Genomic DNA, 26,015 nt, shown 5'->3' on the forward strand with positions numbered 1-26,015 from the left:
ACATCTCGCTCACGGGCATCTTCGACCCGGCGGACAAGCGGTACTCCGAGGCGGAGGAGTTCCGCCAGGTGCACGCCGCTGATCCGGACGCGCAGCGCGTGGTCGAGCTGGCGAAGGGCATCGAGGGGCTGAAGCGCCAGTGGGGCGTGCACGCCGCAGGCGTCATCATGTCGAGCGACCCGCTGATCGACATCATCCCGATCATGCGCCGCCCGCAGGACGGCGCGGTCATCACGCAGTTCGACTACCCGACGTCCGAGGGCCTCGGCCTGATCAAGATGGACTTCCTCGGGCTGCGCAACCTGACGATCCTCGACGACGCGCTCGAGAACATCGTGATGAACGGCAAGGAGCCGGTGGTCCTCGAGGACCTCGAGCTCACCGACCGCGCCACCTACGAGCTGCTCGGCCGCGGCGACACCCTGGGCGTGTTCCAGCTCGACGGCGGCGGCATGCGCTCGCTGCTGCGGCTCATGCGGCCCGACAACTTCGAGGACATCTCGGCCGTCGGCGCGCTCTACCGCCCGGGCCCGATGGGCGCGAACTCGCACACCAACTACGCGCTGCGCAAGACGGGCGCGCAGCAGGTCACGCCGATCCACCCCGAGCTCGAGGAGCCGCTCGCGGAGATCCTGGGCACGACGTACGGCCTGATCGTCTACCAGGAGCAGGTCATGGCGATCGCCCAGCGCGTCGCCGGGTACTCGCTCGGCCAGGCAGACATCCTGCGGCGCGCGATGGGCAAGAAGAAGAAGTCCGAGCTGGACAAGCAGTTCGAGGGCTTCTCGGGCGGCATGATCGAGCGCGGCTTCTCGATGGCCGCCGTCCAGACGCTGTGGGACATCCTGCTGCCGTTCTCCGACTACGCCTTCAACAAGGCGCACTCGGCCGCGTACGGCGTCATCTCGTACTGGACCGCCTACCTCAAGGCCAACTACCCGACCGAGTACATGGCGGCGCTGCTGACCAGCGTGCGCGACGACAAGGACAAGTCGGCGCTGTACCTCGGCGAGTGCCGGCACATGGGGATCACGGTCCTGCCGCCCGACGTGAACTCGTCGGCCGCCAACTTTACGGCCGTCGGCACCGACATCCGGTTCGGCCTGACCGCCGTGCGCAACGTCGGCGCGAACGTCGTCGACGCGATCGTGCGCTCGCGCGAGGAGAAGGGCGAGTTCGCCTCGTTCACCGACTTCCTCGACAAGGTGCCCGCGGTCGTCTGCAACAAGCGGACCATCGAGTCCCTCATCAAGGCGGGGGCGTTCGACTCGCTCGGCCACCCGCGCCGTGCGCTCCTGCTCGTGCACGAGCAGGCGGTCGACGCCGTGATCGGCGTCAAGCGCAAGGAGGCCGAGGGCCAGTTCGACCTGTTCGCGGACGTGTTCGGCGGCGACGACGACCCCGGCTTCGCGGTCGCCATCCCGGACCTGCCGGACTGGGACAAGAAGCAGCGGCTGGCGTTCGAGCGCGAGATGCTCGGCCTGTACGTCTCCGACCACCCGCTGTCCGGCATCGAGCACGTGCTCGCGGCGGCCGCGGACGTCTCGATCGCGACGCTCATGGCCGACGAGCACCGGCCCGACGGCTCGACGGTCGTGATCGCGGGCCTGATCACGTCGCTGCAGCGCAAGATGTCCAAGCAGGGCAATCCGTGGGCCGCCGTGACCATCGAGGACATGGAGGGCGCGGTCGAGATCATGTTCTTCGGCGAGACCTACCTGGCCTACTCCACGGTGCTCGCGGAGGACGCGGTGGTCGTCGTGCGCGGTCGCGTCCGCCGCCGCGACGAGACGATGCAGCTGCAGGCCATGGAGGTCTCGCTGCCGGACGTGTCGGTCACCGCCGACTCGCCCGTGGTCGTCTCGATGGCGGTCGCGCGCTGCACGCCGCCGCTCGTCGAGCGGCTGCGCGAGGTCCTGTCGACCCACCCGGGCGTCACCGAGGTCCACCTGCGGCTGACGCAACCGGGCCGCGCAACGGTCATGCGGCTCGACGACGGGCTGCGCGTCGAGCGCTCGCCGTCGCTGTTCGGGGACCTCAAGGCGTTGCTCGGCCCGAGCTGCCTCGCTTCCTAACCCTTGCGTTATATAACCTGACGTGCAATCGTCGGGTCATGCACCCGATGGACACGCTGGGGGACCCGGTTCGGCGACGGCTGGTCGAGCTGCTGGCCGACGGCCGGCGACCCGCGGGCGAGCTCGCTGCGGCTGTCGGCGCGGAGTTCGGCATCAGCCAGCCGGCCACCTCGCGGCACCTGCGCGTGCTGCGCGAGGCCGGTGTCGTCGAGGCCGAGGTGCGCGGGCCGGTGCGGCTGTACGCCGTCCGGCCCGAGCCGCTCGACGAGATCGCGACGTGGGTGGACGACGTGCGGCGGTTCTGGTCCACGCGCCTCGACGCGCTCGACACCGAGATCGCCCGCGGCCGCCGGGCCGCGGGCGGCCGACCCGTGGGGAAGGACCCGAGATGACGAACGACGTCCGCGCGACCCTCAGCACGTTCAGGGACGGGACCGCCGTGCTGTTCGAGCGGAGGTACGCCACGACCGCCGACGACCTGTGGGAGGCCGTCACCTCGCCCGAGCGGCTCGCCCGGTGGTTGGGCCCCGTCTACGGTGACCTCCGGGCCGGCGGCACCTACGAGCTGCGCATGGGGGAGGATCTGGCGGGTGCGGCCGAGAACGCCGTCGGTGAGATCCGGGACTGCGACGCCCCGCAGATGTTCTCGGTCACGTGGCGCTTTCCCGGTGAGGGCGAGACGTTCGTCATCGTGAGCGTCCGACCGGAGGACGACGGGGCCTTGCTCGAGCTCCAGCACTACGGGCTCACGCCGGCCGGCGCACGTGGGTACGCCGGCGGGTGGCACGCGAGCCTCGACCAGCTCGCCGACCACGTGGCCGACGTGCCGGTGCGCTCCTGGCAGGAGGCGTTCGACGCGGCGCTGCCGCTCTACCGGGACCAGGCGGGCGGCGAGACGGGCGGCGGTCAGCCGACCGTCGCCTCCTCGTAGCCGCCGGGCAGGTCGACCTCGACGACGTCGCCCTTGACCAGCTGTCGGCCGCGCCGGGTCTCGTCCTCGCCGTTGACGGTCACCGCGCCGTCGTCGAGCAGGGCGCGCGCGTGCGCACCCGACTCGGCGAGGTTCGCGAGCTTGAGGAACTGACCGAGGCGGATGGAGTCGTCCGCGATGGGCACCGTGATCATGCGCACAGTCTGCCCGTCATGCGGCCCTGCCGGGCCCTGGTCCAGTTCAGCGGCATACACTCGGCCGGTGATCTCCCGCATCGACCTGCGCGGTCGCGCCCTGTCGCGCCGCGAGCTCCTCGCCGAGCTCCCGCGCGCCGAGGTCGATGTCGAGCACGCCGGCGAGGTCGTCGCGCCGCTGCTGGACGACGTCCGCCGACGCGGCGCCGCCGCGCTGCGCGACCTGGCCGAGCGGTTCGACGGGGTCCGCCCCACGCACCTGCGCGTGCCGGCCGAGACCGTCGCCGCCGCCGTCGGCGCGCTGGACCCCGACGTGCGGGCTGCGCTCGACGAGACCATCCGCCGCGTCCGCGAGGTCCACGCCGCCCAGGTGCCGGCCGGCTTCACCGTGCAGGTCGCGCCGGGTGCCCAGGTGCGCCAGCGCTGGATCCCCGTGCGCCGCGTGGGGCTCTACGTGCCCGGCGGCCTGGCCGTCTACCCGTCTTCGGTGATCATGAACGTCGTCGCGGCGCAGGCCGCGGGCGTCGGCTCGCTCGCCGTGGCGTCGCCGCCGCAGAAGGACCACGACGGCCTTCCGGACGCGGTCGTGCTCGCCACGTGCGCGCTGCTCGGCGTCGACGAGGTCTACGCGGTCGGCGGCGCGCAGGCGGTCGCGATGTTCGCGTACGGCGCGGACGGCACCGACGAGGTCGACGGCGCGACGCTGTGCGAGCCGGTCGACGTCGTCACCGGACCGGGCAACGTCTACGTCGCCGCGGCCAAGCGGCTCGTGCGCGGCGTGGTGGGCATCGACTCCGAGGCTGGCCCCACCGAGATCGCGATCCTCGCGGACGGCACCGCCGACGCCGGGCACGTGGCCGCGGACCTCGTCTCGCAGGCCGAGCACGACCCGCTGGCCGCCGCGGTCCTCGTGACGCCCAGCGCCGAGCTCGCGGGCGCGGTCGAGGCCAAGCTGGTCGACCGGACCGATGCGACGTTCCACCGCGGCCGGGTCGCGCAGGCGCTGGACGGCTCGCAGTCCGCGATCGTGCTGGTCGACGACCTCGAGGCGGGCCTGGCGGTCGTCAACGCCTACGGCGCCGAGCACCTCGAGATCCAGACCGTCGACGCCGCCGCGCTCGCCGAGCGCGTGACGAGCGCGGGCGCGATCTTCGTCGGCCCGTACTCGCCCGTCTCGCTCGGCGACTACATGGCCGGCTCGAACCACGTGCTCCCCACCGGGGGCTGCGCACACTTCACCAGCGGCCTCGGTGTCCACTCGTTCCTGCGCGCCGTGCAGGTCATCGAGTACGACGCCGATGCGCTGGGCGAGGTGGCGGACCGGATCGTCGCGCTGGCGGAGGCCGAAGGCCTCCCCGCTCACGGCGAGGCGGTACGCGCGCGCTTCTGACGGTGCGGGCCTTTGGCCTGCACCGTCGCCCCGGGAGTAGCACAGTAGGAGCAGGACGAACGCGCCCGTGCAGCGCGAGGGAAGTGGGCGCATCCAGTGACCGGTAATGCCATGTTCGAGCACCGAGACGTCGCGCTGCTGGCGGTGACCGCCGTCGAGGCGCCCGTCGTGATGCCCTCGCAGCGATTCGACGAGCAGCTCGCGAGCACCCTCAAGCGCCTGCGGCTGCCCAAGGGGCTGCTGCGCCGCGTCGCCGGCGTGACCGAGCGTCGCTGGTGGGACGACGGGACCACGTTCGACGACGCCGCGACGCAGGCCGCCGCCAAGGCGCTCGCCGAGTCGGGCGTCGACCCCGGCGAGGTCGGCCTGCTGATCAACACGTCGGTGACCCGCACGCACCTCGAGCCCTCGGTCGCCTCGCGCATCCACGACGGCCTCGGCCTGCCGTCGAGCGCGCTGAACTTCGACATCACGAACGCGTGCCTCGGCTTCGTCAACGGCCTCACGCTCGCCGCGCAGCTCATCGACGCGGGCCAGATCCGCTACGCCGTGATCGTCGACGGCGAGGACCCCCGCCCGACGCAGGAGGCGACCATCCGGCGCCTCTCGCACGAGGACTCCACGCGCGACGACTTCCTGCGGGAGTTCGCGACGCTGACGCTCGGTGCCGGCGCGGCGGCCGCCGTGCTCGGCCCGGCGAGCCTGCACCCTGGGGCCCACCGCGTGCTCGGCGGCGTCTCGCGCGCCGCGACGCAGCACCACACGCTGTGCGTCGGTGGACCGGACGGCATGTCGACCGACCCTCAGGGCCTGCTCGACGGCGGGCTCGAGCTCGTCGTCGACGCGTGGAACGAGGCCGAGCCGCGCTGGAACTGGAACGCCGCGGACCGGTTCATCACGCACCAGGTCTCCACGGTCCACACCACCTCGATCGTCGACGCCCTGGGCCTCGACCGCCGTCTGGTGCCGACGACGTACCCGCGGTGGGGCAACGTCGGGCCCGCGTCCCTGCCCATGACGCTGGCCGCCGAGGCGGACTCGCTGAGCGCGGGGGACCGCGTCGTCTGCATGGGCGTGGGTTCGGGCCTGAACACCGCGATGACGGAGATCGTCTGGTGATCGCCCCGACGACGGTGGCCACGCTCGCACCGAGCGGGCTGCCGGGGCTCGACCCTGCCTGGTCCCGCGTGGTGCGGACCCCCTCGGGCGCGTGGCACGTGCTCGACAACGCCGCGCAGCTCACGGCTGAGCCGGTCGGGACGTTGCTGTGCGTGCACGGCAACCCGACGTGGTCCTACCTGTGGCGCACGTTCGTCGCGGCCGCGACCGCTGCTGACCGCCCGTGGCGCGTCATCGCGGTCGACCAGCTCGACATGGGCTTCTCGCAGCGCACGGGGGACACCCACCTGCTCGCCGACCGCGTGCGCGAGCTCGGCGAGCTGACCGACACCCTCGGCCTGACCGAGCCGGTCGTCACGGCGGGCCACGACTGGGGCGGCTCGATCAGCCTCGGCTGGGCCGTCGACCACCCCGAGCTGCTCGCGGGCGTCGTGCTGCTCAACACCGCCGTCTTCCAGCCGCTGGCCGAGCGCGCCCCCGCGGCGCTGCGCCCCGTGATGGTCCCGGGCGTCCGGCAGGCCGCCACGGTGACGACCACAGGGTTCATCGACACCACGCTCGCGCTCGCCCACCCGCGCCTGGACGGCGCCGTGCGCAACGCGTTCCGCGCGCCGTACCGGACGGCCGCCCGCCGCGCCGCGGTCGGCGACTTCGTGGCGGACATCCCGGCGGTCGCCGAGCACGTCAGCCGTCCCGAGCTCGAGCGGATCGCCGCGGGCGTCAGCGAGCTCGACGTCCCGGCGCTGCTGGCCTGGGGCGCGCGCGACCCCGTGTTCTCCGACCGGTTCCTGCGCGACCTGCTCGACCGGCTGCCGCACGCCGACGTGCACCGGTACCCGACCGCGGGCCACCTCGTCGCGGAGGACGAGGACGTCGCGACCGGCGTGCTGCGCTGGCTCGACACCCGCGTCGCCGCACCGGCCGCACCGGTGACCACCCCCGAGCGCCCTCCCGTCCGGCTCCTCGGCGCGACGCTCACCGAGCGGGCCGCCGACAACGGTCCCGCGCTGGTCGAGCTGCACGGCGACACCTCCCGCACCGTGTCCTGGCGCGCGCTGGCCCGCCGCACCGAGGAGATCGCGCGCGGCCTGGCCGTCATCGGCGTCCGGCCGGGGGACCGGGTCGCGGTGCTCGTGCCGCCCGGCGCGGACCTCACCGCGGTGCTCTACGCGTGCCTGCGCCTCGGGGCGGTCGTCGTGGTCGCGGACGCCGGGCTGGGCGTCGGCGCGCTCTCGCGCGCAGTCAAGGCCTCCGAGCCCGTGGCCGTGATCGGCATCGAGCGCGCGCTGCTGGCCGCGAAGGCGTTCCGCTGGGCGCCCACGCTCGTCGCCGCCGGCCCGATCAACCGCCGCGTCAGGTCCGCCCTGGGCGTCGAGGCGACGCTCGTCGAGCTGTCCGACCTGGGTGCGGTGTCCGACGCGGAGCTCGCATGGCCGGACGCCGACGACGAGGCCGCGGTGCTGTTCACCTCCGGCTCGACCGGCCCGGCCAAGGGCGTGGTCTACACGCACCGCGGCCTGGCCGGCATGCGCGACGCCGTCGCGAGCACCTACGGCATCTCCGCGGAGTGCTCGTTCGTCGCCGCGTTCGCCCCGTTCGCGCTGCTCGGTCCCGCCCTGGGTGCGACGAGCGTGAGCCCGGACATGGACGTGACCGCGCCGCGCACGCTCACCGCCGCGGCGCTGGCCGCTGCCGTGCGCGCGGTCGACGGCGCGGTCGTGTTCGCCTCGCCCGCGGCGCTCGCGGGCATCCTCGCGACGCAGGACGACGCGAGCGACGACGACCGCGCGGCGCTGGCGGGCGTCGAGACGCTGCTCTCGGCCGGGGCACCCGTGCCCGCCGACCTGTTGCTCGCGGTGCGCGGCCTGCTCCCCGGTGCCCACCTGCACACGCCGTACGGCATGACCGAGATGCTGCCCGTCACCGACGTCGAGCTCGACGAGATCCTCGCGGCCGGCGACGGCCCCGGAGTGTGCGTCGGTCGCCCGGTCCAGGGAGCGCGCGTGACGATCAGTGCGCTGGCCGACGAGGGGACGGCCGTCGGCCTCCCGAGCGACGAGCCTGACGTGCTCGGCGAGATCCTCGTGACCGGCCCGCACCTCAAGGACCGCTACGACCGGCTCTGGTTCACGCAGGACGCCTCGGCGCGCGACGCGGGCTGGCACCGCACCGGCGACGTCGGGCGCCTCGACGCCGACGGCCGGCTGTGGGTCGAGGGCCGGCTCGCGCACGTCGTGGCGACCGACCACGGCGTCGTGACGCCCGTGGCGCCCGAGCGGCGCGTGGACGCCCTCGACGGCGTCGCCCGCGCGGCCGTCGTCGGCGTAGGGCCGCGCGGTACGCAGCAGATCGTGGTGGTCGTCGAGCCCGACGAGCCCGCGGGCGCCGGTCTGGCCGAGCCCGACCTCGCGGCGCGCGTCCGCGACGCGCTCGTCGGGCTGCCCGTGCCGGTCGCCGCGGTCCTCGTCGTCCCGGGCCTGCCCACGGACCTGCGGCACAACTCCAAGATCGACCGCACGCGCCTGGCCGGCTGGGCCTCCGCGGTGCTCGCGGGACGGCGGGCGCGCCTGTGAGGACGGTGCAGCTGTGAGAACCGTGCTGGTCACGGGCGCGAGCGGCATGCTCGGCGGCGCCGTCGCGGCGCGGCTCGTCGCCGACGGCTGGGACGTCCGCACGCTGCAGCGCCGCCCCTCGGGCGTCGCCGGGGTGCACGACGAGCTCGGCTCGGTCACCGACGCCGAGGCGGTCTCGCGCGCGGTGGCCGGGGCCGAGGCCGTGGTGCACCTGGCCGCGAAGGTCGACATCGTCGGGCCCGAGGCCGAGTACCGGGCCGTGAACGTCGAGGGCACCCGCACGGTGCTCGACGCGGCACGCGCGGCCGGCGTCTCCCGGATGGTCTTCGTCTCCTCGCCGTCCGTCGCGCACACGGGCGACTCACTCGTCGGTGCGGGAGCCGGTCCCGCCGAGCCGTCGCGCGCCCGCGGGCCGTACGCCCGGACGAAGGCCGCCGCCGAGCAGCTCGCGCTCGCCACCGACCAGCCCGGCTTCCGCGTCCTCGCGGTGCGGCCGCACGTGGTGTGGGGGCCGGGGGACACCCAGCTCGTCGGGCGCATCGTCGCCCGCGCCCGCGCAGGCCGGCTGCCGATCCTCGGCTCGGGAGCGCCGCTCATCGACACGACCTACGTCGACAACGCCGTGGACGCGCTCGTCGCGGCCCTCACGGCCCCGACGGACTCCTACGGCCAGGCGTACGTCGTCACCAACGGCGAGCCGCGTCCGGTGCGTGAGCTGATCGACGCGATCTGCGCCGCGAGCGGCGTCCCCGTCCCGCACCGCCGGGTCCCCGCCGCGCTCGCGCGCGCCGCGGGCGCGGGCCTCGACGCCGCGTGGGCGCACCTGCCGCTGCCCGGCGAGCCGCCGCTGACCCGGTTCGTGGCCGAGCAGCTGTCGACCGCGCACTGGTTCGACCAGCGGCGCACGCGTGAGGCGCTCCGCTGGGAGCCGCGCGTCAGCGTCGACGAGGGCATCGCACGGCTCGCGGCGCACACGCGCGCGGCTGTGGACGCCTGACCGGCGCGCGGGCGCACGTCCCTAGACTCGGACCCGTGACTGCCGACATCGCTCGTCCCGCGCTGCCGCTGCGGCCGGAGCTCGTCGGGCTCGAGCCCTACGGGGCGCCGCAGCTCGACGTCCCGCACCTGCTCAACGTCAACGAGAACCCGTACGCGCCCTCGGAGCAGGTCGTCGCGGACATCGCCGCTGCGGTCGCCGACGCGGCTCGCGGGCTCAACCGCTACCCGGACCGCGACTTCGAGGCCCTGCGGGCCGACCTGGCGGACTACCTGGCGGCCGAGTCTGGCGTCCGGCTCGACGTCGCGCAGCTGTGGGCCGCCAACGGCTCGAACGAGATCATGCTGCACGTCCTGCAGGCGTTCGGCGGCCCGGGGCGCACCGCGCTGTCGTTCGCGCCCACCTACTCGATGTACCCCGAGTACGCGCGCGACACCTCGACCGCCTGGGTCGCGGGGCGGCGCGAGGAGGACTTCAGCCTCGACCCGGACGCCGCCCGCGCGGCGATCGCCGAGCACACGCCGTCGGTCGTCCTGCTCGCGAGCCCCAACAACCCGACCGGCACGGCGCTGCCGGCCTCGACCGTCCTGGCCGTGCTCGCCGCCGCCGCGGACGTGCCCGGCGGCTGCGTCGTCGTGGTCGACGAGGCCTACGGCGAGTTCCGCCGCCGCGGCGTCCCCAGCGCGCTCGAGCTGCTCGCCGACCACCCGCACCTGGCCGTGAGCCGCACGATGTCCAAGGCGTTCGGGCTGGCCGGCGCGCGCGTCGGTTACCTCGCCGCGGCGAGCGACCTCGTGGACGCGCTGCGCGTCGTGCGCCTGCCGTACCACCTGTCGGGGGTCACGCAGGCGGTGGCCCGCGCGGCGCTCGCACACAGCGCCGAGCTCATGGCGCAGGTCGGGTCGCTGCGCGACGAGCGAGACGCGCTGGTGGTGTGGTTGCGGGGCAAGGGACTGACCGTCGCCGAGTCCGACGCGAACTTCGTGCTGTTCGGGATGTTCGACGACCGGCACGCGATCTGGCAGGGTCTGCTCGACCGCGGGGTCCTGATCCGCGAGGTCGGTCCGGACGGATGGTTGCGGGTGTCAGTCGGCACACGTGAGGAGACGGCGGCGTTCAAGGACGCCCTGGTGGAGGTCGCATCACTATGAGCCCGACGAAGAGGCGCGTCGCCCGCATCGAGCGCGCGACGAGCGAGTCGAGCGTGCTGGTCGAGCTGGACCTGGACGGCACGGGCCGCACCGACATCTCGACGACGGTGCCGTTCTACGACCACATGCTGACGGCGCTGGGCAAGCACTCGCTCATCGACCTCACGGTCAAGGCGACCGGCGACACGCACATCGACGCGCACCACACGGTCGAGGACGTCGCCATCGTCATCGGCGAGGCGCTGCGCGAGGCGCTGGGGGACAAGCGCGGGATCTCGCGGTTCGGCGACGCCACCGTGCCGCTCGACGAGGCGCTCGCCCAGGCGGTCGTCGACGTGTCCGGTCGGCCCTACCTGGTGCACACGGGCGAGCCCATCGGCCAGGAGTACCACCTCATCGGTGGTCACTTCACGGGCGCCCTGACGCGGCACGTGCTCGAGTCGATCGCGCACCACGCGGCGTTCAGCATCCACGTCCGCGTGCTGGCCGGGCGCGACCCGCACCACATCGTCGAGGCCCAGTTCAAGGCGCTCGCCCGCGCGCTGCGGTTCGCGGTGGCGCTCGACCCCCGCGTGGACGGCATCCCGTCCACGAAGGGCGCGCTCTGATGGCCGACGACGACGAGCTCGTCGTCCCCGACGACCTGTCGTCGCTGTTCGCCCCGGTCGACGAGGACCCGTCGGTCGCGCTCGTCGTGACACCCGTGGCGATCGCCGCGCCCCTGGCCGCCGCGTGCGCGCTCGCGGGCGTGGACGTCGACGTCGTGCCGTCGTCGTCGGGCGCGATCGCCGTGCTCCGCGAGCCTGCGAACGCGACCGACGGCGCCGCCGCCGTCTCCAAGCTGCTGCGCGCGACGCCCGTCGTGCTGCTCGAGCGCCGCGAGGGCAACGTGCGCGCGGTCCGGTGGGCCGGCGGCGAGGCGGGCGAGGAGGTCCCGTCGGGCCTGCTGCTGGCCAACGGGCCGGGCGTGCTCGAGGACCTGCTGCTGGGCTCGGTCGAGCCGTCCGAGCTCGAGGGCGTGGTCACGAGCGTGGGCATGTCCCGCTGGAAGGCGACGCGGCTGCTGGCTGCCTCTGCTCGCAAGCGCTGACGCCCTGCCCGCCTTCACAGCGCGTTCACAGAACTTCCCCCTTGCGGCCACGGCTCGCCGCCCGGGATGATGGGCCTTCCGACGCCCGCACTGGCCCCCTGGTGCGGGCGTCGTCCTGTCTGCCGGGTGCCTACATGGCCTCGAGGAACGGCCGCAGCGCGGCGACGCTGGTGTCGTACAGCGCGAGCCGCGCCTCGGCGACCTGCGCGCGGTAGCGGTCCTGCGCGCCGAGCACGTCCGTGGACAGCTCGAGGAGCCGCGCGCCGAGGTGCCGCTCCGCGACGTCGACGCCCCACTCCGGCCGGCCGACGTCCTCGAGGAAGTAGCGCAGCTTGGGGTGCGAGACGAGGCTGAGGATCGGCGTGCCGAGCCCGAACGGGATCATGCCGGCGTGCCCGCGCATCCCGACCACGAGAGCGGCCTCGCGGTAGAGCCGCGTGGTCTCCTCGATGCCGAGCCGGAAGAAGCTGTCCACCCCGACGCGCGTGCCGTGCTCGCGGTACAGGTCGACCGCGATGCGCTCGTCGGGGATCGTGTGCGCCCCGATCCGCACCTGCGCGACGCCCGCGAGACCGCGCACGAACGCGTCGATCTGCGCGAGGAACGCGGGGTACTCGTCCTTGAACCGCAGCGCGGAACGGTCGTAGGCCACGTTGAGGTACACGACGTCGCGCGTCGCGGTGTCGTCGACGGGGTCCGGGTCCGTGTACGCCGTGCCGGGCACCAGCCCGAGGATCGTCGTCGGGCACGGCAGGTAGGTCACGCGGTCGGCGAGGTCCGCGGGCAGCAGCGCGCGCACGCGCTCGATCGAGCCGCGGTTGCGCAGCCCGACGAGCTCCGCGCGCTCCACGATGCGGGTCAGCGACTCGCGGAACCGCGAGCCGAGGAACTCCTGGCCCGGGAACAGGTTGTAGCCCACGGCGACCAGCCCGAGCGGAACCCGCAGCCGGTCGAGGCTCGCGTCGGGCACGTTCCACTGCCAGCCGGAGTTCCCGTTCGGCGAGGTGTCCGGCAGGAACAGGCCGCCGCCGCCGACGAGCAGCCCGCGGGTCTCGTTCACGGCCTCGACCGCGGCCTCGTCGAACAGTTGGTGGACGTGCACGCCGTGCCACTCGGCGACGCCGCGCACGTGCGTGGCGACCTCGCGGACCGCGGCGGGCAGCAGCACGTCGCCGTAGTTGCCGAGCGGGTCGACGTAGAACGCGGCGTGCGACAGCGTGATGCCGTCGGGGTCCCTGCTCGCGACGACCTCGGCGTCCGGCGTCTCGCGCACGGCGCGGGCGTGCACCAGGCGCGCCTTGTGCCGCAGCGGCTCGAGCGCGAGCGCCGAGCGTGCGTGCTCGCGCGCCCCGTCCAGGTCGCCGACGATCCACGCGACCTCGGCGAGCGCGACGTGCGCCTCGCCCGCGCGGCTCGAGGCCAGCGCGGTCGAGGCGAGGACGGCCGCGTCCTCGTAGCGCGAGACCGCCCGGTAGGAGGCCGCGAGGTCGAGCGCGTAGCCCGTGTCGAGCTGCCCGGCCTCGAGGGCGTGCGACTCGAGCAGGGCCACGGCACCGGCGAAGTCGCCCGCGGCGCGCAGGCGCGTGGCCTCGCGCTGCGCGGCGACCGGCCCGCGTGCGTCGGACTCGGGCACGCCCGCGCCCCGCGCCTTGTAGGCGGTGGCCGCGGTCGGGTCCGCGATCAGCCCCTGCTCGGCGAGCCGCGCGCACGCGGCGAGGAACGCCGCGTCGCTCACGTCGTACTGGTGCCAGAGCGCCTCGAGCCGCGCGTAGCCGTGCTCGCCGCCGTCCCAGGGCTTGAACTTGCCCGTGAAGTGCAGGATCGCCGTGTCCTGCGGCGGCACCCCGCCGCGTCGCGTCGCGCGCTTGACCCAGTTGTACCGGCGCGGCAGGTGCAGGTAGTCGCCGTCGAGCGCCGCGGTGATGACGCCCTGGTCGTGCCGCTCGAGCTCGTACTGCCCGCTCTCGCCGATCGCGTCCAGCCGCGCCGCGAACGTGCCGTCGGTGTAGGTCTGGTCGAACACCAGCAGCCCGCTGTTGAGCTTGCGGCCGCCGTCGGAGTCGAAGAACTGCGGGACCGCGGCGAACGGGGCGTCGAGGGCGAACAGGTCGTCGATGCGGTCGAGCACCACCATGTCGGTGTCGAGCGTGACGATCGTGCGGTACCCCGTGAGCCGGAACGCGTCGAGGATGTAGTACGCCTTCGTGTACAGGTAGTTCGCGGCCGAGCCTTTGCGGTAGCGCTCGTAGCGCTCGGTCTCCACGCGCACGAAGCGCAGGTCGGGCCGCAGCGAGACGGCGCGCGAGATGTTCGCCAGGGACAGGCCGTCGTGCAGGACGACGACGTCCGCCTCGACGTCCGGGTTCGTCAGCGTCAGGCTCTTGAGCAGCACGACGAAGCCGGGGAAGTAGTTGTCGTCGACGAACGCGACGAACGCTCTGTCGTGGGTGCGTCCGGTCATGGGGGTGCTCACCTCAGGCTGATCGTGATGTCGGTGGTGGACACGGCGCGGTCCATGACCCAGCGCCGCTCGTTCTCGTAGCTGTGCGCCGCCGCCACGGGCAGGTGCATCGCCTCGGGGACTCGGTACGCGCCGCCGTCGTAGAAGTCGAAGCCGACGAGGTCGATCGCCGTGCTGACGTCGACGTAGTCGACGAGCCGCAGGGTGTTGAAGCCCGTCGTCGGGACCTTGAAGTCCGCGCGCTCCGACGGCGTGAACAGGCTGAGCGCGGGCCAGCGCAGCGACTCGTCGCCCAGGTAGGTCTGCGCACCGGGCTCGACGTGCTCGAGCACCGACGAGCGCCACAGGTCGCGCTTGCCGCTGAACACGAGGCGCACGTCGACCGGGCGCGACCAGTTGAAGCTGTGCAGGTGGATCGTCGCGTGCACGTCGGTCTTCGTGCCCGTGTGCGGCGCGTCGATCGCGAAGGAGTTGAACCGGACGACGACGTCGTAGGAGTCGATCAGCGGGCCGGCGTCGTGCTCGAGCAGGCGCGCCGAGTTGGCGACCAGGCACACGGACTTCCCGGCCAGGTACTGCCGCAGCCCGGACATGTCGAGGGTGCGCAGCGCCACGGCCTCGTCGGGCGTGAGCCGTCCGCGGGTCGGCAGCCGGCGGGCACCGTTCACGGCGGCGACGAGCGGCGCGAGCGGCGTGAGCGGCTCGCCGGCGGCCACGGTCCGGGCGACGAGCGCCTCGTAACCCGCGCCGAACCCGGTCCCGGCGGTGCGGGTCGCCGCGAGGGCGGACGCGAAGGTCGGCAGGCCGTCGCTCCCGGCGAGCACCAGCTGCTCGGCGCGCACCCAGGCGTCGACGGCGTCGGGCACCTCGAGCCCGCCCGCGAGGGCGGCCAGCGACTCGTCGAGCCGCGCGGCGCCGGCACCGGAGTCCCAGCCGCGGGCGCCGTCGTTGGGCAGGTCGAGGTCGTGGCCGGTCAGGGCGCGGTACCGACCTGCGGCCGCGCGGGCCCCCGCGTAGTCGCCGAGCGCGTCCAGGCTCGTGGCCAGACCCTTCCAGCTGCCCTGCGAGACCGGGCGGGACTCGACCAGCAGGCGGTAGATCTCGACGGCCAGCTCGGTCTCGCCCGCGGACTGCGCGCGTCGGGCGACGTCGAGCAGCGACGTGAACAGCGCGGGCCACGCGCCGTGCCACGGCCGGACGCCGGCCTCGACCGCGAGCGACCGCGGGGCGTTGCGCCGCAGGTCGGCGAGCGCCTGGGAGTGCGCGAGGACCGATTGCGTCAGCACGATGCGCTGCCACTGCGAGCTCGAGGACACTCCCGTGGCCGTCGCGGAGACGGACGAGACCACGGCGGCGTAGCGACGGTTGAGCCGCAGCGACGGGGCGAGCGTGGTCGCCGTCCGTCGGGCGACCCCGGTGACGGCCCGCCGTGCGCGGCGCCTGACGTTGTTCACGCGACTTCCTCCCGGTGGTCCGGCGCGTGGTCTCACGTGCCGTTGACCGGACCCTAGGAGGGCCAGGTGACGCGAGGGGGTCCTCCGGATGCCGTGCCTGACGCCTGGCGGAACGCGAGGTGAACATTGGCTGGCGCCGTGCGTGCAGACCTCTACTGACCCTGCGCTCTTGGCATCCTCGCCTCAGACAACCGCGCCGGAGGGCGCCCCCCGGACCGAGCGAAAGCCGACATGGAGAACTACGCAGCGACCTCGCCCGAGGACGTGACGGGCGCCGACGAGAAGTACGACGTCGCATACCTCACGAGGTACGTCGGCAAGACTGACACGGGCATAGCCTTCACCGACCACGCGTACCTCGACGGGCTCGCGCGATCTGCGTACTCGACGCTGGTCGTCGGTAACGGCATCGCACCGATCTACCCGGCGGACGGATTGGCCTACACCACGTCTGCAGCGGAGTATCGACGCCACGCACCGCGCCTCCACCTGGTCAACGGCATGGGCTCGTTCGTGACTCATCTCCCCTCTGGATACCGGCGCGAGCACCGCAGGGGGCACAAGGTCGCGATCATGCACGAGGAGCCGACCGCCTTCGACTTCTACGGCACCGACGTGTGGAATCGCAACAACGTCCGCGACGTGCTCATGGCTGCGCACGACGGGTTTGTCTTCGTCTCCGAGCGGAGCCGCGACCTGTGGGTCGAGGAGGCAGGTCTTCACGACGTCCCCGTCTACGTGCTGCCGAACACCTGCGCGGAGGAGGCCGTGATCGCCTCCGACCTCGTCGACCGTGATCGCGTCGAGGTGGCGTCCGGGCTCGGCCTCGACCCAGGCGAGGTGTCCATCGTGGTGGTCGGGACCGTCCAGCGGCTCAAGGGGCAGATCGACGTCATTGACGCCGTGCGCCGCCTACGAGAAAAGCGGAGAGAGGTCACGCTGCACGTCTACTTCGTGGGGCGTGTGCGTGAACAGCGCTATGCCGACGAGCTTGAAGCCCTCGTGTCGGCGCACGGGCTCGGCGGCGCCGTGACATTCGTCGGAGAGGTGCCGAAGACTCGTGCGTTGGAGTACGTGGCGGCCGCCGACGCGCTCGTCATCGCGTCGCAGACGGAGGCCATGCCGCTCGTGCTCCTCGAAGCGATGCAGCTGGGAACGCCGATCGTGACCACTCTCGTCGGCGGCATCCCCGAAGTCGTCGACGGTACGTGCGCCACCACCTTCGACGTGAGGGACGTCGACGCGTTGGTCAGTGCACTCGAGCAGCTGGTCGACGACCCTGCCCGATCGGCTGTGCTCGCTCGGGCAGCCGCGGCCCGCTACAGGGACGAGTTCTCCAACGAGCACTTCCGACGGCGGTTCGCCACGGTCCTGGGTTCCTTGGCGGTCGACTCTGGGCTAGCGGCGGTGCCTCCGCCTGCCGGCGGGTTCGACGACGGCCTTGAGGTCGAGCGGCGTCCAGACGGAGTCCTGGTGGCCTCAGGCGTCGCCGGGTCGGGTCGCCGCTGGCGTGCGGCCCTCGCAGCCCACCACGCGGAGGATCCGTTGCGACGAGTCGAGCTCCGCCTTCCCGGAGTGGGGCTTCTCCCGAGCCTCGAAACCGCGGCACCGCTCGCGCGGCTCGGGCTCGCCGTCACCGAGTTCGCCAGCGCCGTGGGGACGACCGTGTGTGCCACGGACGCGGGGCAGGCCGTCCTGGCCGCGTCCGATGTGCTCCGGATCGTTGGCGGGCCGCCGCACGAGGCGGCATACGCCGAGCACGTCCGAGCGTCGGCGCGGCGTCGGGCCAAGGCGCGGACGCTCGAGCTCGCCGAAGCCCAGGCAACGACCGCCGCGCCAGCAGCAGCGCCTCGGACGGCCACAGTCCCTCGCCTGTCGCTCGCGAGCCGAGTGCTCGGCCGTCTGCCGCGCGAATCGCGACCAACGGACGGCCGCCGGTGAAGCAGACGACGTTGACCTGCGACGATGCTTCCATGCCGACAGGACGAACGCGATGACCCTCGGCTCCGTCCTCGCCGTCGCCGACTCCGACTCCTACGTGAAGTGGGCGGCCGCCACGCTCGACCGGCTGGGCTCGATCCCGCGGCGCGAGCTCGTGGTGCTCCGCACTCCGGTCCGCCCCGACGACGCGCAGACCACCGCGGCCGTCGCGGGCACGGCCTGGGACGGCCGCGTCGTCGACGACCACTCGCTGCTCGGCCTCGCCGCCCGGCTGCGGCGCACGCGTCCGGACGTCGTGCTCGTCGCGACGACCGGCCCGGCCGCCGAAGCGCTGGTCCGGGTGATCGCCGGGCTGCCGTACCGGCCGGTCGTCGTGTCGGGCCTGCCCGGCATGTCGATCCCGGCGACCGAGCGGGCGCTGCGGTTCCGGGCCGGGGTCGACGTCTTCGTCGTGCACTCGCGCCGCGAGCGTGACGCGTTCGCGCTCGCGGCCCGCGCCGCCGGGGTCGACCCGGTGCTCGCTGTGAACCGGCTCGCGTTCCTCTCGTCGGCCGCCGACACGCCGGCCGACGAGGCTCCGCTCGCGCGCGTCGTGTTCGCGCCCCAGGCCAAGTTCCCGACGTCGCCCGACGAGCGCCGTGCGGTGCTGCGCTCGCTCGCGGCCCTCGCGCGCGCCCGCCCGGACCTCGAGGTCGTCGTCAAGCTGCGCGCGGTCGCGGGCCAGGTGCAGACGCACGAGGAGCCGTACCCGTACGACGTGCTGTGGCGCGGGCTGCGCGACGACGCCCCGGTCACGCTGGTCACCGGGCCGCTCGCCGCGCACCTGACGCCCGGCACGGCGCTGGTCACGGTCAGCTCGACCGCGCTCCTCGAGGCGCTCGCGGCGGGACTGCGTGGGCTGGTGCTCGCGGACTTCGGCGTGGGCGACGACAACCTCACCACCGTGTACGAGGGCAGCGGCCTGCTCGGCACGCTGCGCGACCTCGGGGCGGGGCGTTTCTTCGCGCCGACGCCGCAGTGGCGCGCGGAGAACTACTTCCACCCCGAGCCCGACGAGCTGCCCGGCGTGCTCGCGAGCCTCGGGACCCTGCCGCCCGTGCGGCCCGGGCCACCCGTGGGTGGCCGGCGCGCGCAGGCCCGGCGGTACGCGCGGCTCGCGCTGCCCGGGCTCGCGCTGCGGGGCGCGCGTCGGCGCAGCCGCAGCCAGGGCGGGCACTGAGCGCACGTCTCGCACCCCGGGACCGGCGCGGTCGGGCGGGCTGCCGCCGGTAACCTGGGCGGCGTGAGCACCCCCGCGCGCGTCGTCGTCCTGGACTACGGCTTCGGCAACGTCCGCTCCGCCGTGCGTGCGCTCGAGCGGGTGGGCGCGCAGGTCGAGCTCACCGCCGACAAGCGCGCCGCGTCCGAGGCCGACGGGCTGGTCGTCCCCGGCGTCGGGGCGTTCGCCGCGGTCATGGCGGGCCTGCAGGGCGTCGACGGCCACCAGGTCGTCGACCGCCGCCTCGCCGGTGGCCGCCCGGTGCTCGGGATCTGCGTCGGCATGCAGGTCATGTTCGCCGAGGGGGTCGAGCACGGCGAGCGGGCCGACGGGCTGGGGGAGTGGCCCGGCGTCGTCGACCGGCTCGAGGCGCCGATCGTCCCGCACATGGGCTGGGCCACGGTCGAGGCGCCGCAGGGCACCACGCTGTTCGACGGCATCGGCGACGAGCGCTTCTACTTCGTGCACTCCTACGCGGCCCGCACGTTCCCCCTGACCGACGACATCCCGACGGACTCGCCGATCAACCGCCCCCTGGTCACCTGGGCGGACCACGGCGGTCCCTTCGTCGCCGCGGTCGAGAACGGGCCGCTGTCCGCGACGCAGTTCCACCCCGAGAAGTCCGGCGATGCCGGCGCGCAGCTGCTGACCAACTGGGTCGCCTCCCTGCGCTGAGCCTTGCCGGGGCCGCGCCCCGGGTCGACCCGAGAAACGGAGCACCACCAGCCATGAGCACCACCCCCGAGGCGCGCCTCGAGCTGCTTCCCGCCGTCGACGTCGCCGACGGCCAGGCCGTGCGCCTGGTCCAGGGCGAGGCCGGCTCCGAGACTGGCTACGGCGACCCGCTCGCTGCCGCGCTCGACTGGTACGAGGGCGGGGCCGAGTGGATCCACCTCGTCGACCTCGACGCGGCTTTCGGGCGCGGCTCCAACGCGGGCCTGCTCGCCGAAGTCACCGCCGAGCTCGCGGGCAAGGGCGTGAAGATCGAGCTCTCGGGCGGCATCCGCGACGACGCGTCGCTCGAGCGGGCGATCGCGATGGGCGCCACGCGCGTCAACCTCGGCACCGCGGCGCTGGAGAACCCGGACTGGACCGCGCGCGTCATCGAGGCGCACCGCGAGCAGGTCGCGGTCGGCCTGGACGTGCGCGGCACCACGCTGGCCGCGCGCGGCTGGACGCAGGAGGGCGGTGACCTGTGGGACGTGCTCGCGCGCCTCGAGGAGGCCGGCTGCTCGCGCTACGTCGTCACGGACGTGACGAAGGACGGCACGCTGCGCGGGCCCAACGTCGAGCTGCTGCGCGAGGTCTGCGCGCGCACCGACGCCCCCGTCGTCGCGTCGGGCGGCATCTCGAGCCTGGACGACCTGCGCGTGCTGCGCACCCTCGTGCCGATCGGCGTCGAGGGCACGATCGTCGGCAAGGCGCTCTACGCGGGGGCGTTCACGCTGCCCGAGGCGCTGGACGTGGCCGGGCGGCCCTGACCGTGGCCGGCCGCGAGCTCCCGCCGACGTCCCCGTTCGCGGGCGACGACGGCACCGCCGACCCCGCGCTCGCCGCGGCGCTCGCCTCCTACGGGTCGGGCACCGGGTCGGTGCCCGAGGTCGTCGCCGCGCTCGCGGGCACGCGCGTCCTCGTGCCGGTGCTCGCCGAGCTCGAGGTCGAGGACGTCGTCGTGCACGACGGCCACGAGCACACCGTCGACAAGGAGGCCTCGGCCGGCATCGTCGCGCTGCAGGCGCCCGACGGCCGCACCGCGCTGCCGGTGTTCACGAGCGTCGCGAGCCTCGCGCTGTGGCGCACGGCCGCCCGGCCTGTGCCGTCGGGCGTCGCGCGCGCGGCGCTGTCCGCGGTGCAGGAGGGCTGGGAGGTCATGGTCGTCGACGCCGGTGGCCCCGTGACCGTGCTCGTGCCGCGACCCGCGGTGTGGGCGCTCGCGCAGGAGCAGACCTGGCGCCCGGCGGTCGTCGACGGCCAGGTCGACGCCGACGTCCGGGGTGCGGTCGCGGCCGCGCTCGCGCCGATCCCGCAGGTGGTGGCCACGGACGCCGTTCCGGGCTCGCGCGCCGAGGTCGCCGTCGTCGTCACGCTCGTCGCTGGCCTCGACCGCGCCGGGCTCGACGCGGTGCTCGCGCGCGTCAACGGCGCGCTCGCGGCCGACGAGACCATCGCGAACCGCGTCGACGGCCTTGAGCTGCGCCTGCGGGCGGCCTGACCTACTTGCGGAAGCTCTGCGCGATCCCGCGGATCGCCCAGGCGATGGCCCCCGCCGAGAGCACCGCGGCAGCGGCCGCCTGACCGCCGAGGATCACGCGGTTGACGTCCAGCGACGGCTGCCAGTGCACGCCGGCGTCGTCGATCACGTAGACGCCCACGGCCTTGACGTGCACGCCGTACCCGCCGCCGCCCCCGTGCCCGCCGCCGTGCCCACCACCGACGCCGCCGTCGTCGGCCGCGGCCCGGTAGGTCGGCAGCCCGCCCTCGCCGTCGCCCAGGCCCATGCCCGTCGCTGCCCAGACCCGGGCGACCGGGACCACGGTCGACCCGTGGGACTCGTACGCCTCGCCGAAGACGCGGCGGACGGTGACGGTGTCGCTCACGGCGTTGGTCAGGTGGGCGGCGTCGAAGCGCGGGTTGTCGGTCATCGTGTCCTCCGGGTGGTCAGCTGCAGCCGGGTGTGGGGACGAACGCGTCCTCGTCGTCCAGCATGGACTGCAACGTGCTCACAGGCACGAAGAACGTCGTGTCGTCCTGCCCCTTGGCATACACGACGCCCACCACGTGGCCGTCGTCGTCCAGCACGGGGGAGCCCGACGAGCCGGGCTCGACGGGCGCGTCGGTCGCGAGGACGGGCGCCGCGTTCTCGTGCAGCGGGTCGTCCCGGGCGCGCGTGACGTGGCCGGTCGTGACGCGCAGCTCCTTGCCGAGCGGGTAGCCGACGACGGTGACCCGGTCACCGACCGCGGGGTCGGCGTCGGCGAGCTCGGGCGCGACGGGAAGTGCGTCGCGGGTGCGCACGATCGCGAGGTCCGCGTCGCGGGCGATCTCGGCCGTGGTCGTCACGACGTCGTGCCCGTCGTACGTGCTGACCTGGACCGACGACGACTCGTCGACCACGTGCCGTGCCGTCACCAGCGTGTGCGCGTCGATCGCGAAGCCGGACCCGGTGGCCAGGCCGTCGCAGTCGACGGCGCGCAGCCGCAGCGCGATGCGGTGCGCGGTGTCGAAGCCGTCGGGGGAGACGTCGGCGGCCGTCGTCGCCGACGCGACGGGCGGGACGACCGACGTCGGGACCGGCGGCGGGGGGCCGGGCACCACGCCGCACCCGGCGAGGACGGCGGCGAGCGCCAGCGCCGCACTGCAGCGGGCGCCGGGCCGCACCCTCATCCGGCGTCCAGCGCTCGCTGCAGCGCGGCGTTGGCGTCCGTGGCCGCGCCGCACACGCTCGAGACGTCGCTGCGGTACCGGGCGAGATCGTCGGGGTCGTAGCTCGAGGCGTCGTCGAGGTAGGCGATGAGCTGCTGCTGGCCGTCGACGCACTTGGTCAGCGCGGCCGCGACGTCGCCCGCGGCCTTCGAGACCCGCGACTGGTAGGCGACGAGCTGCTGCCGGCTCGCGTCGGAGTCGGCCAGCTCGGCCTTCTCGTCGGCGAGCTCGGTGATGCGCTTCTTCGCGGTCGCGAGCTGCTGGGTGGTGGTGGCGAGGTCGGCCTCGGCCTGGGCGCGCGCGGCCTCCGCGCTCGCGGCCTGCTCCCCGGCGGCCGTGGCCAGGGCCTGCCAGCGCGTGCTCGACGCCTGCCACTCGTCGTTGCGATCCTGCAGGCGTGTGACGAGCACGGCGCCGACGACGACGGCGGCCACGAGCAGGAGCGCCAGCAGGGCGATCACGGCGGGCGCGGCACGCCCGCGGCGGCGGGGCGGTTCGGCGGTGTCCGCGCTCGGCCCGGCCTCGGCGACGGGGAGCTCCTCGGGGGACAGCACAGGCTCAGGATAGGGCGGCACGCTGTGGCCGGACGGGCGCGGGGTGCTCGGGCACGCGACGGAAATCACGTCGAGGCACCTGCGCACGCCGGGGAGAATGGAACCCATGCTCTCGACGTACGGACCCGTGCTGCGCCTGCCCGGCGTCGCGCGGCTGTACCTGGTCGGGTTCGTCGCGCGGATGCCCGCGTCGATGGTCGGCGTCGTCCTGACCCTGCACGTCGTCACCACGCTCGACCGCGGCTACGCGCAGGCGGGCATCGTGGCCGGGGCGGCGACCGTCGGCGCCGCGATCGGTGCGCCGTGGCGTGGGCGCCTGGTGGACCGCGTCGGTCTGCGGCGCGCGATCGCGCCGTCGATCGTCGTCGAGTCGGCCGTGTGGCTCACCGCGCCGCACCTGGGCTACGAGGCGCTCATCGCGGCGTCGTTCGTCGCGGGGCTGTTCCTCGTCCCGGTCTTCTCGGTCACACGGCAGTCGCTCTCGGTGCTCGTGCCGTTCCCGCTGCAGCGATCCGCGTTCGCGCTCGACTCGGTCTGCGTCGAGCTGACCTTCATGCTCGCGCCCGTGCTCGGCGTCGTCCTGGCCACGCAGGTCTCGACGACCGCCGCGCTGACCGTCGTCGGCTGCATCACCGTGGCCGCAGGCGTGCTGCTCATGTGGGCGAACCCCCCGACGCGCTCGCAGGTGCCGACCCAGGTCGGCGCCCCCGCCGCCGAGGTCGTCCGCACCCGCGTGATCACGCCCGCGCTGCTCGTCGTGCTGCTGTCCGGGCTGGCCGCGAGCTTCGTGCTCGTCGGCACGGACGTCGCGCTCGTCGCCGCGCTCAACGAGGTCGGTCGCCCCGGCGACGTGGGCTGGATGATCGCGCTGTGGGCCGGCGGCTCGGTCGTCGGCGGGCTCGTGTACGGCGCGAGCAAGCGCGCTGTGCCGCCGCTCGTGCTCGTCGCGATCCTTGCCCTGGCGACCGTGCCGGCGGCGTTCGCACCCGCACCGCTGTGGCTCGCGGTCGCGGTCGTCGTGGCCGGGCTGCCGTGCGCTCCGGCCCTGTCCGCGATCAACGCGACGCTCGTCTCCCTGGTGGAGGAGGGGCGCCGCGGCGAGGTGATGGGCTGGAGCGGCACGATGTCGACGGTCGGCAACGCGCTCGGCGCTCCCGTCGTCGGCTTCGTCATCGACCGCTCGCACCCGGGCGCCGGGTTCCTGGCCGCGGCCGTCGTCGGCGGCGGCGTGGCGCTCGGCGGGCTGACGACCCTGCGGCTGACGCGACGCCGGCGCGCCGGCCGCGCGGCCGACGTGCCGACGCTCGTCGACGCGTAGGGGCTAGACGACCGAGCCGGTGTACTTCTCGCCGGGGCCCTCGCCGGGCGCGTCGGGGAACGCCGAGGCCTCGCGGAACGCGAGCTGCAGCGAGCGCAGGCCGTCCCGCAGCGAGCGGGCGTGCTGGTTGCCGATGTCCGGGGCCGAGGCCGTGACGAGCGCGGCGAGCGCGGTGATGAGCTTGCGGGCCTCGTCGAGGTCCAGGTAGTCGCTCCCGTCGCCCTCGTCGACGGCGAGGCCGCACTTGACGGCTGCCGCGCTCATGAGATGGACGGCTGCGGTGGTGATGACCTCGACCGCGGCGACGTCGGCGATGTCGCGCGTGGCTGAGGTAGTGGTCGTGTCGGCGGGCTCGCTCATACCTCGATTCTCCCATCGGTCGTAGGTCCTGCCGCGCACGGCGATCACGGTTCTACGGTCGTCCTCGACGGCCCGTCCAGCACAGGAGGTACTTCCATGTCGGTCAGCACCGCGTTCCAGACGTTCGCCACGCAGGCCCCAGCCCACCACGCGGCGTGGATGACCGCCGTGCGCTCGCTCGCGGACGCGAGCACGCTCGACGAGCGCACCGACGAGCTCGCCTACGTCGCGGTGCTGGCTGCGACCGGTCTGCACTCGGGCCTGCCGTTCCACGTGCAGCGCCTGCGCGAGCTGGGCGCGACGCGCGACGAGGTGGTCGCCGCGGTTCTCGTCGGGCTGCCCGCCGTCGGCAACCAGGTGATCGCGGCCCTGCCGGTCGCGCTGGACGCGTACGACGTGTGACGCGCTGGGGTGTGAGGCACGTCCCGTCGGGTGGTCGGCGATCCTCTGGTAGCCTTGCACTCGACTGATTCGGTCTCGCACGCCTGCATGCCTCCGGGTAGATGGGCGCGCGGGCCCGGATGCACAAGCGGAGTCCATCCCACCTGGGTACCGACCGTGCGGCCTCGCCGCTCAACCGGGACCGGGTTCCAGTCCGGCTCGTCGGCCCGCCGACGAGAACGTGTGGCCGACCTCGGGGTCGTCCCGCTCGGACGACCAGGCCTCCGCTCGTGCGATCGCACGACGGAGGCCTTCTTCGTTCCTGCGATGTCACCCGAGACGACAACCGAGGAGCACCACATCAGCGAGCCCCGCATCAACGATCGGATCCGCGTAGCCGAGGTCCGCCTGGTCGGCCCCAACGGCGAGCAGGTCGGCATCGTGCGCGTGGAAGACGCACTGCGCCTGGCGCAGGACGCAGACCTCGACCTGGTCGAGGTCGCACCTGACGCCCGTCCGCCCGTCTGCAAGATCATGGATTACGGCAAGTACAAGTACGAAGCCGACATGAAGGCGCGCGAGGCACGGCGCAACCAGACCAACACGGTCCTCAAGGAGATTCGTTTCCGGCTGAAGATCGACCCGCACGACTACGGCACCAAGAAGGGCCACGTCGAGCGGTTCCTCAAGGCCGGCGACAAGGTCAAGGTCATGATCATGTTCCGCGGTCGCGAGCAGTCGCGCCCGGAGATGGGCGTGCGGCTGCTGCAGCGGCTCGCCGACGACGTGACCGAGCTGGGCTTCATCGAGTCGATGCCGAAGCAGGATGGCCGCAACATGGTCATGGTGCTGGGCCCGACCCACAAGAAGGCCGACCAGAAGCTCGAGCAGCGTCGCGCCGCCCAGGCCGCCGCCGCCCGTGAGGAGAACGCCGCGAAGGCGGCCGCCAAGGCAGCCCAGAGCGACGAGGCCCCGGCCGACGAGGCCTCCGCTGCCCCTGCCGTCGAGACCTCCGCGGTCGAGGCGCCGGTGGCCGAGGCTCCTGCTGCTGCCGAGGTCGAGGTCGTCGAGGAGGCGCCCGCCGAGGCCGCCGCCGAGGTCACGCCCGAGGTCGAGGCGGCCAAGGACGCGCCTGTCGAGGCGACTCCCGAGGCCGAGCCCGTGAAGGCCGCCCCCAAGGCTGCCCCGAAGGCTGCTGCCCCCAAGGCCGCTCCGAAGGCCGCTGCCCCCAAGGCCGCGCCCAAGGCTGCTGCCCCCAAGGCTCCGGCCGCCGCGAGCCCGGCCCCCGCGCCGCGCCCGGCAGCCACGCCCCGACCGGCCGCTCCGCGACCGGCCGCCCCCCGTC

The 26,015-nt window shown here is 73.9% G+C and carries 25 protein-coding genes; 18 read left to right on the top strand and 7 right to left on the bottom strand.

What is annotated here, in order from left to right:
• The 3 genes from dnaE to D1825_RS08545 all read left to right on the top strand — a co-directional run.
• Positions 1 to 2,075, top strand: a 2,075-nt coding sequence (dnaE, locus tag D1825_RS08535) for a DNA polymerase III subunit alpha (protein ID WP_118767006.1), incomplete at its 5' end; no start/stop codon positions are given.
• A 38-nt stretch (positions 2,076 to 2,113) separates the two neighbouring features.
• Positions 2,114 to 2,467, top strand: coding sequence for an ArsR/SmtB family transcription factor (locus tag D1825_RS08540; protein ID WP_118767007.1), 354 nt, complete (start codon positions 2,114 to 2,116; stop codon positions 2,465 to 2,467).
• Positions 2,464 to 3,006: an SRPBCC family protein gene (locus D1825_RS08545; RefSeq protein ID WP_118767008.1), complete on the top strand. Its 543-nt coding sequence runs from the start codon at positions 2,464 to 2,466 to the stop codon at positions 3,004 to 3,006. The genes D1825_RS08540 and D1825_RS08545 overlap by 4 nt, the downstream gene beginning before the upstream one ends.
• Here the strand turns inward: D1825_RS08545 and D1825_RS08550 are convergent.
• Positions 2,982 to 3,200: an RNA-binding S4 domain-containing protein gene (locus D1825_RS08550; RefSeq protein WP_118767009.1), complete on the bottom strand. Its 219-nt coding sequence runs from the start codon at positions 3,198 to 3,200 to the stop codon at positions 2,982 to 2,984. The two genes, D1825_RS08545 and D1825_RS08550, sit on opposite strands and share 25 nt — an antisense overlap.
• 67 nt (positions 3,201 to 3,267) lie before the next feature.
• Between D1825_RS08550 and hisD the strand changes: the two genes are divergently transcribed.
• The 7 genes from hisD to D1825_RS08585 all read left to right on the top strand — a co-directional run bounded on the left by hisD (position 3,268) and on the right by D1825_RS08585 (position 11,520).
• Positions 3,268 to 4,590 carry a histidinol dehydrogenase gene (hisD, locus tag D1825_RS08555; protein ID WP_118767010.1) on the top strand — a complete coding sequence of 441 codons (1,323 nt, stop codon included), beginning with the start codon at positions 3,268 to 3,270 and terminating at the stop codon, positions 4,588 to 4,590.
• 111 nt (positions 4,591 to 4,701) lie between these two features.
• Positions 4,702 to 5,709 carry a 3-oxoacyl-ACP synthase III gene (locus D1825_RS08560; protein ID WP_118767011.1) on the top strand — a complete coding sequence of 336 codons (1,008 nt, stop codon included), beginning with the start codon at positions 4,702 to 4,704 and terminating at the stop codon, positions 5,707 to 5,709.
• A complete protein-coding gene (locus D1825_RS08565) occupies positions 5,706 to 8,282 on the top strand; it encodes an alpha/beta fold hydrolase (RefSeq protein ID WP_233549745.1) in 2,577 nt (858 codons plus the stop codon). Before D1825_RS08560 ends, D1825_RS08565 begins: the two co-directional genes overlap by 4 nt.
• A 13-nt stretch (positions 8,283 to 8,295) precedes the next feature.
• Positions 8,296 to 9,279 (top strand): NAD-dependent epimerase/dehydratase family protein, encoded by a 984-nt coding sequence (locus D1825_RS08570; RefSeq protein ID WP_267897565.1) that lies wholly within the window; start codon positions 8,296 to 8,298, stop codon positions 9,277 to 9,279.
• 35 nt (positions 9,280 to 9,314) lie between these two features.
• The gene (locus D1825_RS08575) at positions 9,315 to 10,430 is read left to right on the top strand and encodes a histidinol-phosphate transaminase (RefSeq protein WP_118767012.1); all 1,116 of its coding nucleotides are present in this window, start codon (positions 9,315 to 9,317) and stop codon (positions 10,428 to 10,430) included.
• A complete protein-coding gene (hisB, locus tag D1825_RS08580) occupies positions 10,427 to 11,038 on the top strand; it encodes an imidazoleglycerol-phosphate dehydratase HisB (RefSeq protein ID WP_118767013.1) in 612 nt (203 codons plus the stop codon). The genes D1825_RS08575 and hisB overlap by 4 nt, the downstream gene beginning before the upstream one ends.
• On the top strand, positions 11,038 to 11,520 hold the full coding sequence (locus D1825_RS08585) for a hypothetical protein (protein ID WP_118767014.1): 483 nt from the start codon (positions 11,038 to 11,040) through the stop codon (positions 11,518 to 11,520). Before hisB ends, D1825_RS08585 begins: the two co-directional genes overlap by 1 nt.
• A gap of 130 nt (positions 11,521 to 11,650) precedes the next feature.
• Here the strand turns inward: D1825_RS08585 and D1825_RS08590 are convergent, their stop codons facing one another.
• Together D1825_RS08590 and D1825_RS08595 are read right to left on the bottom strand one after the other, a co-directional pair.
• Positions 11,651 to 13,981 (bottom strand): glycosyltransferase, encoded by a 2,331-nt coding sequence (locus tag D1825_RS08590; RefSeq protein ID WP_138067538.1) that lies wholly within the window; start codon positions 13,979 to 13,981, stop codon positions 11,651 to 11,653.
• 8 nt (positions 13,982 to 13,989) lie between these two features.
• On the bottom strand, positions 13,990 to 15,435 hold the full coding sequence (locus tag D1825_RS08595) for a glycosyltransferase family 29 protein (RefSeq protein ID WP_118767016.1): 1,446 nt from the start codon (positions 15,433 to 15,435) through the stop codon (positions 13,990 to 13,992).
• Positions 15,436 to 15,699: 264 nt separating this feature from the next.
• On the opposite strand from D1825_RS08595, the gene D1825_RS08600 reads away from it, so the two are divergent.
• The 5 genes from D1825_RS08600 (at position 15,700) to D1825_RS08620 (ending at position 20,846) form a co-directional block, all read left to right on the top strand.
• On the top strand, positions 15,700 to 17,376 hold the full coding sequence (locus tag D1825_RS08600; RefSeq protein WP_158580703.1) for a glycosyltransferase family 4 protein: 1,677 nt from the start codon (positions 15,700 to 15,702) through the stop codon (positions 17,374 to 17,376).
• A gap of 52 nt (positions 17,377 to 17,428) precedes the next feature.
• The gene (locus tag D1825_RS08605; RefSeq protein WP_118767018.1) at positions 17,429 to 18,595 is read left to right on the top strand and encodes a DUF6716 putative glycosyltransferase; all 1,167 of its coding nucleotides are present in this window, start codon (positions 17,429 to 17,431) and stop codon (positions 18,593 to 18,595) included.
• Between the two features lie 63 nt (positions 18,596 to 18,658).
• Positions 18,659 to 19,309, top strand: coding sequence for an imidazole glycerol phosphate synthase subunit HisH (hisH, locus tag D1825_RS08610; protein WP_118767019.1), 651 nt, complete (start codon positions 18,659 to 18,661; stop codon positions 19,307 to 19,309).
• 53 nt (positions 19,310 to 19,362) lie between these two features.
• A complete protein-coding gene (priA, locus tag D1825_RS08615; protein ID WP_118767020.1) occupies positions 19,363 to 20,115 on the top strand; it encodes a bifunctional 1-(5-phosphoribosyl)-5-((5-phosphoribosylamino)methylideneamino)imidazole-4-carboxamide isomerase/phosphoribosylanthranilate isomerase PriA in 753 nt (250 codons plus the stop codon).
• Positions 20,116 to 20,117: 2 nt separating this feature from the next.
• Positions 20,118 to 20,846 carry an SseB family protein gene (locus D1825_RS08620; RefSeq protein WP_118767021.1) on the top strand — a complete coding sequence of 243 codons (729 nt, stop codon included), beginning with the start codon at positions 20,118 to 20,120 and terminating at the stop codon, positions 20,844 to 20,846.
• Position 20,847: 1 nt separating this feature from the next.
• Here D1825_RS08620 and D1825_RS18230 read toward each other — a convergent pair whose 3' ends face one another.
• The 3 genes from D1825_RS18230 to D1825_RS08635 are packed head-to-tail and all read right to left on the bottom strand — an operon-like array spanning position 20,848 to position 22,611.
• Complete coding sequence (locus D1825_RS18230; protein WP_158580704.1) at positions 20,848 to 21,276, bottom strand: sporulation protein; 429 nt, start codon at positions 21,274 to 21,276, stop codon at positions 20,848 to 20,850.
• Positions 21,277 to 21,292: 16 nt separating this feature from the next.
• Positions 21,293 to 22,018, bottom strand: coding sequence for a S1C family serine protease (locus D1825_RS08630; protein WP_118767022.1), 726 nt, complete (start codon positions 22,016 to 22,018; stop codon positions 21,293 to 21,295).
• Entirely contained in the window at positions 22,015 to 22,611 is a 597-nt protein-coding gene (locus D1825_RS08635) for a hypothetical protein (protein ID WP_233549746.1), read from the bottom strand. Before D1825_RS08635 ends, D1825_RS08630 begins: the two co-directional genes overlap by 4 nt.
• 106 nt (positions 22,612 to 22,717) lie before the next feature.
• Between D1825_RS08635 and D1825_RS08640 the strand changes: the two genes are divergently transcribed.
• Positions 22,718 to 23,929: an MFS transporter gene (locus D1825_RS08640; RefSeq protein ID WP_233549748.1), complete on the top strand. Its 1,212-nt coding sequence runs from the start codon at positions 22,718 to 22,720 to the stop codon at positions 23,927 to 23,929.
• A gap of 3 nt (positions 23,930 to 23,932) precedes the next feature.
• On the opposite strand, the gene D1825_RS08645 is transcribed toward D1825_RS08640, so the two are convergent.
• Entirely contained in the window at positions 23,933 to 24,289 is a 357-nt protein-coding gene (locus D1825_RS08645) for a DUF1844 domain-containing protein (RefSeq protein ID WP_118767024.1), read from the bottom strand.
• A 96-nt stretch (positions 24,290 to 24,385) separates the two neighbouring features.
• Between D1825_RS08645 and D1825_RS08650 the strand changes: the two genes are divergently transcribed.
• Both D1825_RS08650 and infC read left to right on the top strand, forming a co-directional pair.
• Complete coding sequence (locus tag D1825_RS08650; protein ID WP_118767025.1) at positions 24,386 to 24,691, top strand: carboxymuconolactone decarboxylase family protein; 306 nt, start codon at positions 24,386 to 24,388, stop codon at positions 24,689 to 24,691.
• A gap of 306 nt (positions 24,692 to 24,997) precedes the next feature.
• Positions 24,998 to 26,015 (top strand): translation initiation factor IF-3 (gene infC / locus D1825_RS18585; RefSeq protein WP_233549750.1); only part of this gene is annotated, 1,018 nt, incomplete at its 3' end.

This window comes from Cellulomonas rhizosphaerae, assembly GCF_003470205.1.
Taxonomy (GTDB): domain Bacteria; phylum Actinomycetota; class Actinomycetes; order Actinomycetales; family Cellulomonadaceae; genus Cellulomonas; species Cellulomonas rhizosphaerae.

Excerpts from the sequence above, each read along its gene's own strand:
- D1825_RS08585 (WP_118767014.1), top strand. The coding sequence starts at position 11,038 with ATGGCCGACGACGACGAGCTCGTCGTCCCCGACGACCTGTCGTCGCTG.
- D1825_RS08650 (WP_118767025.1), top strand. The coding sequence starts at position 24,386 with ATGTCGGTCAGCACCGCGTTCCAGACGTTCGCCACGCAGGCCCCAGCC.
- D1825_RS08560 (WP_118767011.1), top strand. The coding sequence starts at position 4,702 with ATGTTCGAGCACCGAGACGTCGCGCTGCTGGCGGTGACCGCCGTCGAG.
- D1825_RS08550 (WP_118767009.1), bottom strand. The coding sequence starts at position 3,200 with ATGATCACGGTGCCCATCGCGGACGACTCCATCCGCCTCGGTCAGTTC.
- priA (WP_118767020.1), top strand. The coding sequence starts at position 19,363 with ATGAGCACCACCCCCGAGGCGCGCCTCGAGCTGCTTCCCGCCGTCGAC.
- D1825_RS18230 (WP_158580704.1), bottom strand. The coding sequence starts at position 21,276 with ATGACCGACAACCCGCGCTTCGACGCCGCCCACCTGACCAACGCCGTG.
- D1825_RS08640 (WP_233549748.1), top strand. The coding sequence starts at position 22,718 with ATGCTCTCGACGTACGGACCCGTGCTGCGCCTGCCCGGCGTCGCGCGG.
- D1825_RS08645 (WP_118767024.1), bottom strand. The coding sequence starts at position 24,289 with ATGAGCGAGCCCGCCGACACGACCACTACCTCAGCCACGCGCGACATC.
- D1825_RS08630 (WP_118767022.1), bottom strand. The coding sequence starts at position 22,018 with ATGAGGGTGCGGCCCGGCGCCCGCTGCAGTGCGGCGCTGGCGCTCGCC.
- hisB (WP_118767013.1), top strand. The coding sequence starts at position 10,427 with ATGAGCCCGACGAAGAGGCGCGTCGCCCGCATCGAGCGCGCGACGAGC.
- D1825_RS08540 (WP_118767007.1), top strand. The coding sequence starts at position 2,114 with ATGCACCCGATGGACACGCTGGGGGACCCGGTTCGGCGACGGCTGGTC.
- D1825_RS08590 (WP_138067538.1), bottom strand. The coding sequence starts at position 13,981 with ATGACCGGACGCACCCACGACAGAGCGTTCGTCGCGTTCGTCGACGAC.
- D1825_RS08605 (WP_118767018.1), top strand. The coding sequence starts at position 17,429 with ATGACCCTCGGCTCCGTCCTCGCCGTCGCCGACTCCGACTCCTACGTG.
- D1825_RS08545 (WP_118767008.1), top strand. The coding sequence starts at position 2,464 with ATGACGAACGACGTCCGCGCGACCCTCAGCACGTTCAGGGACGGGACC.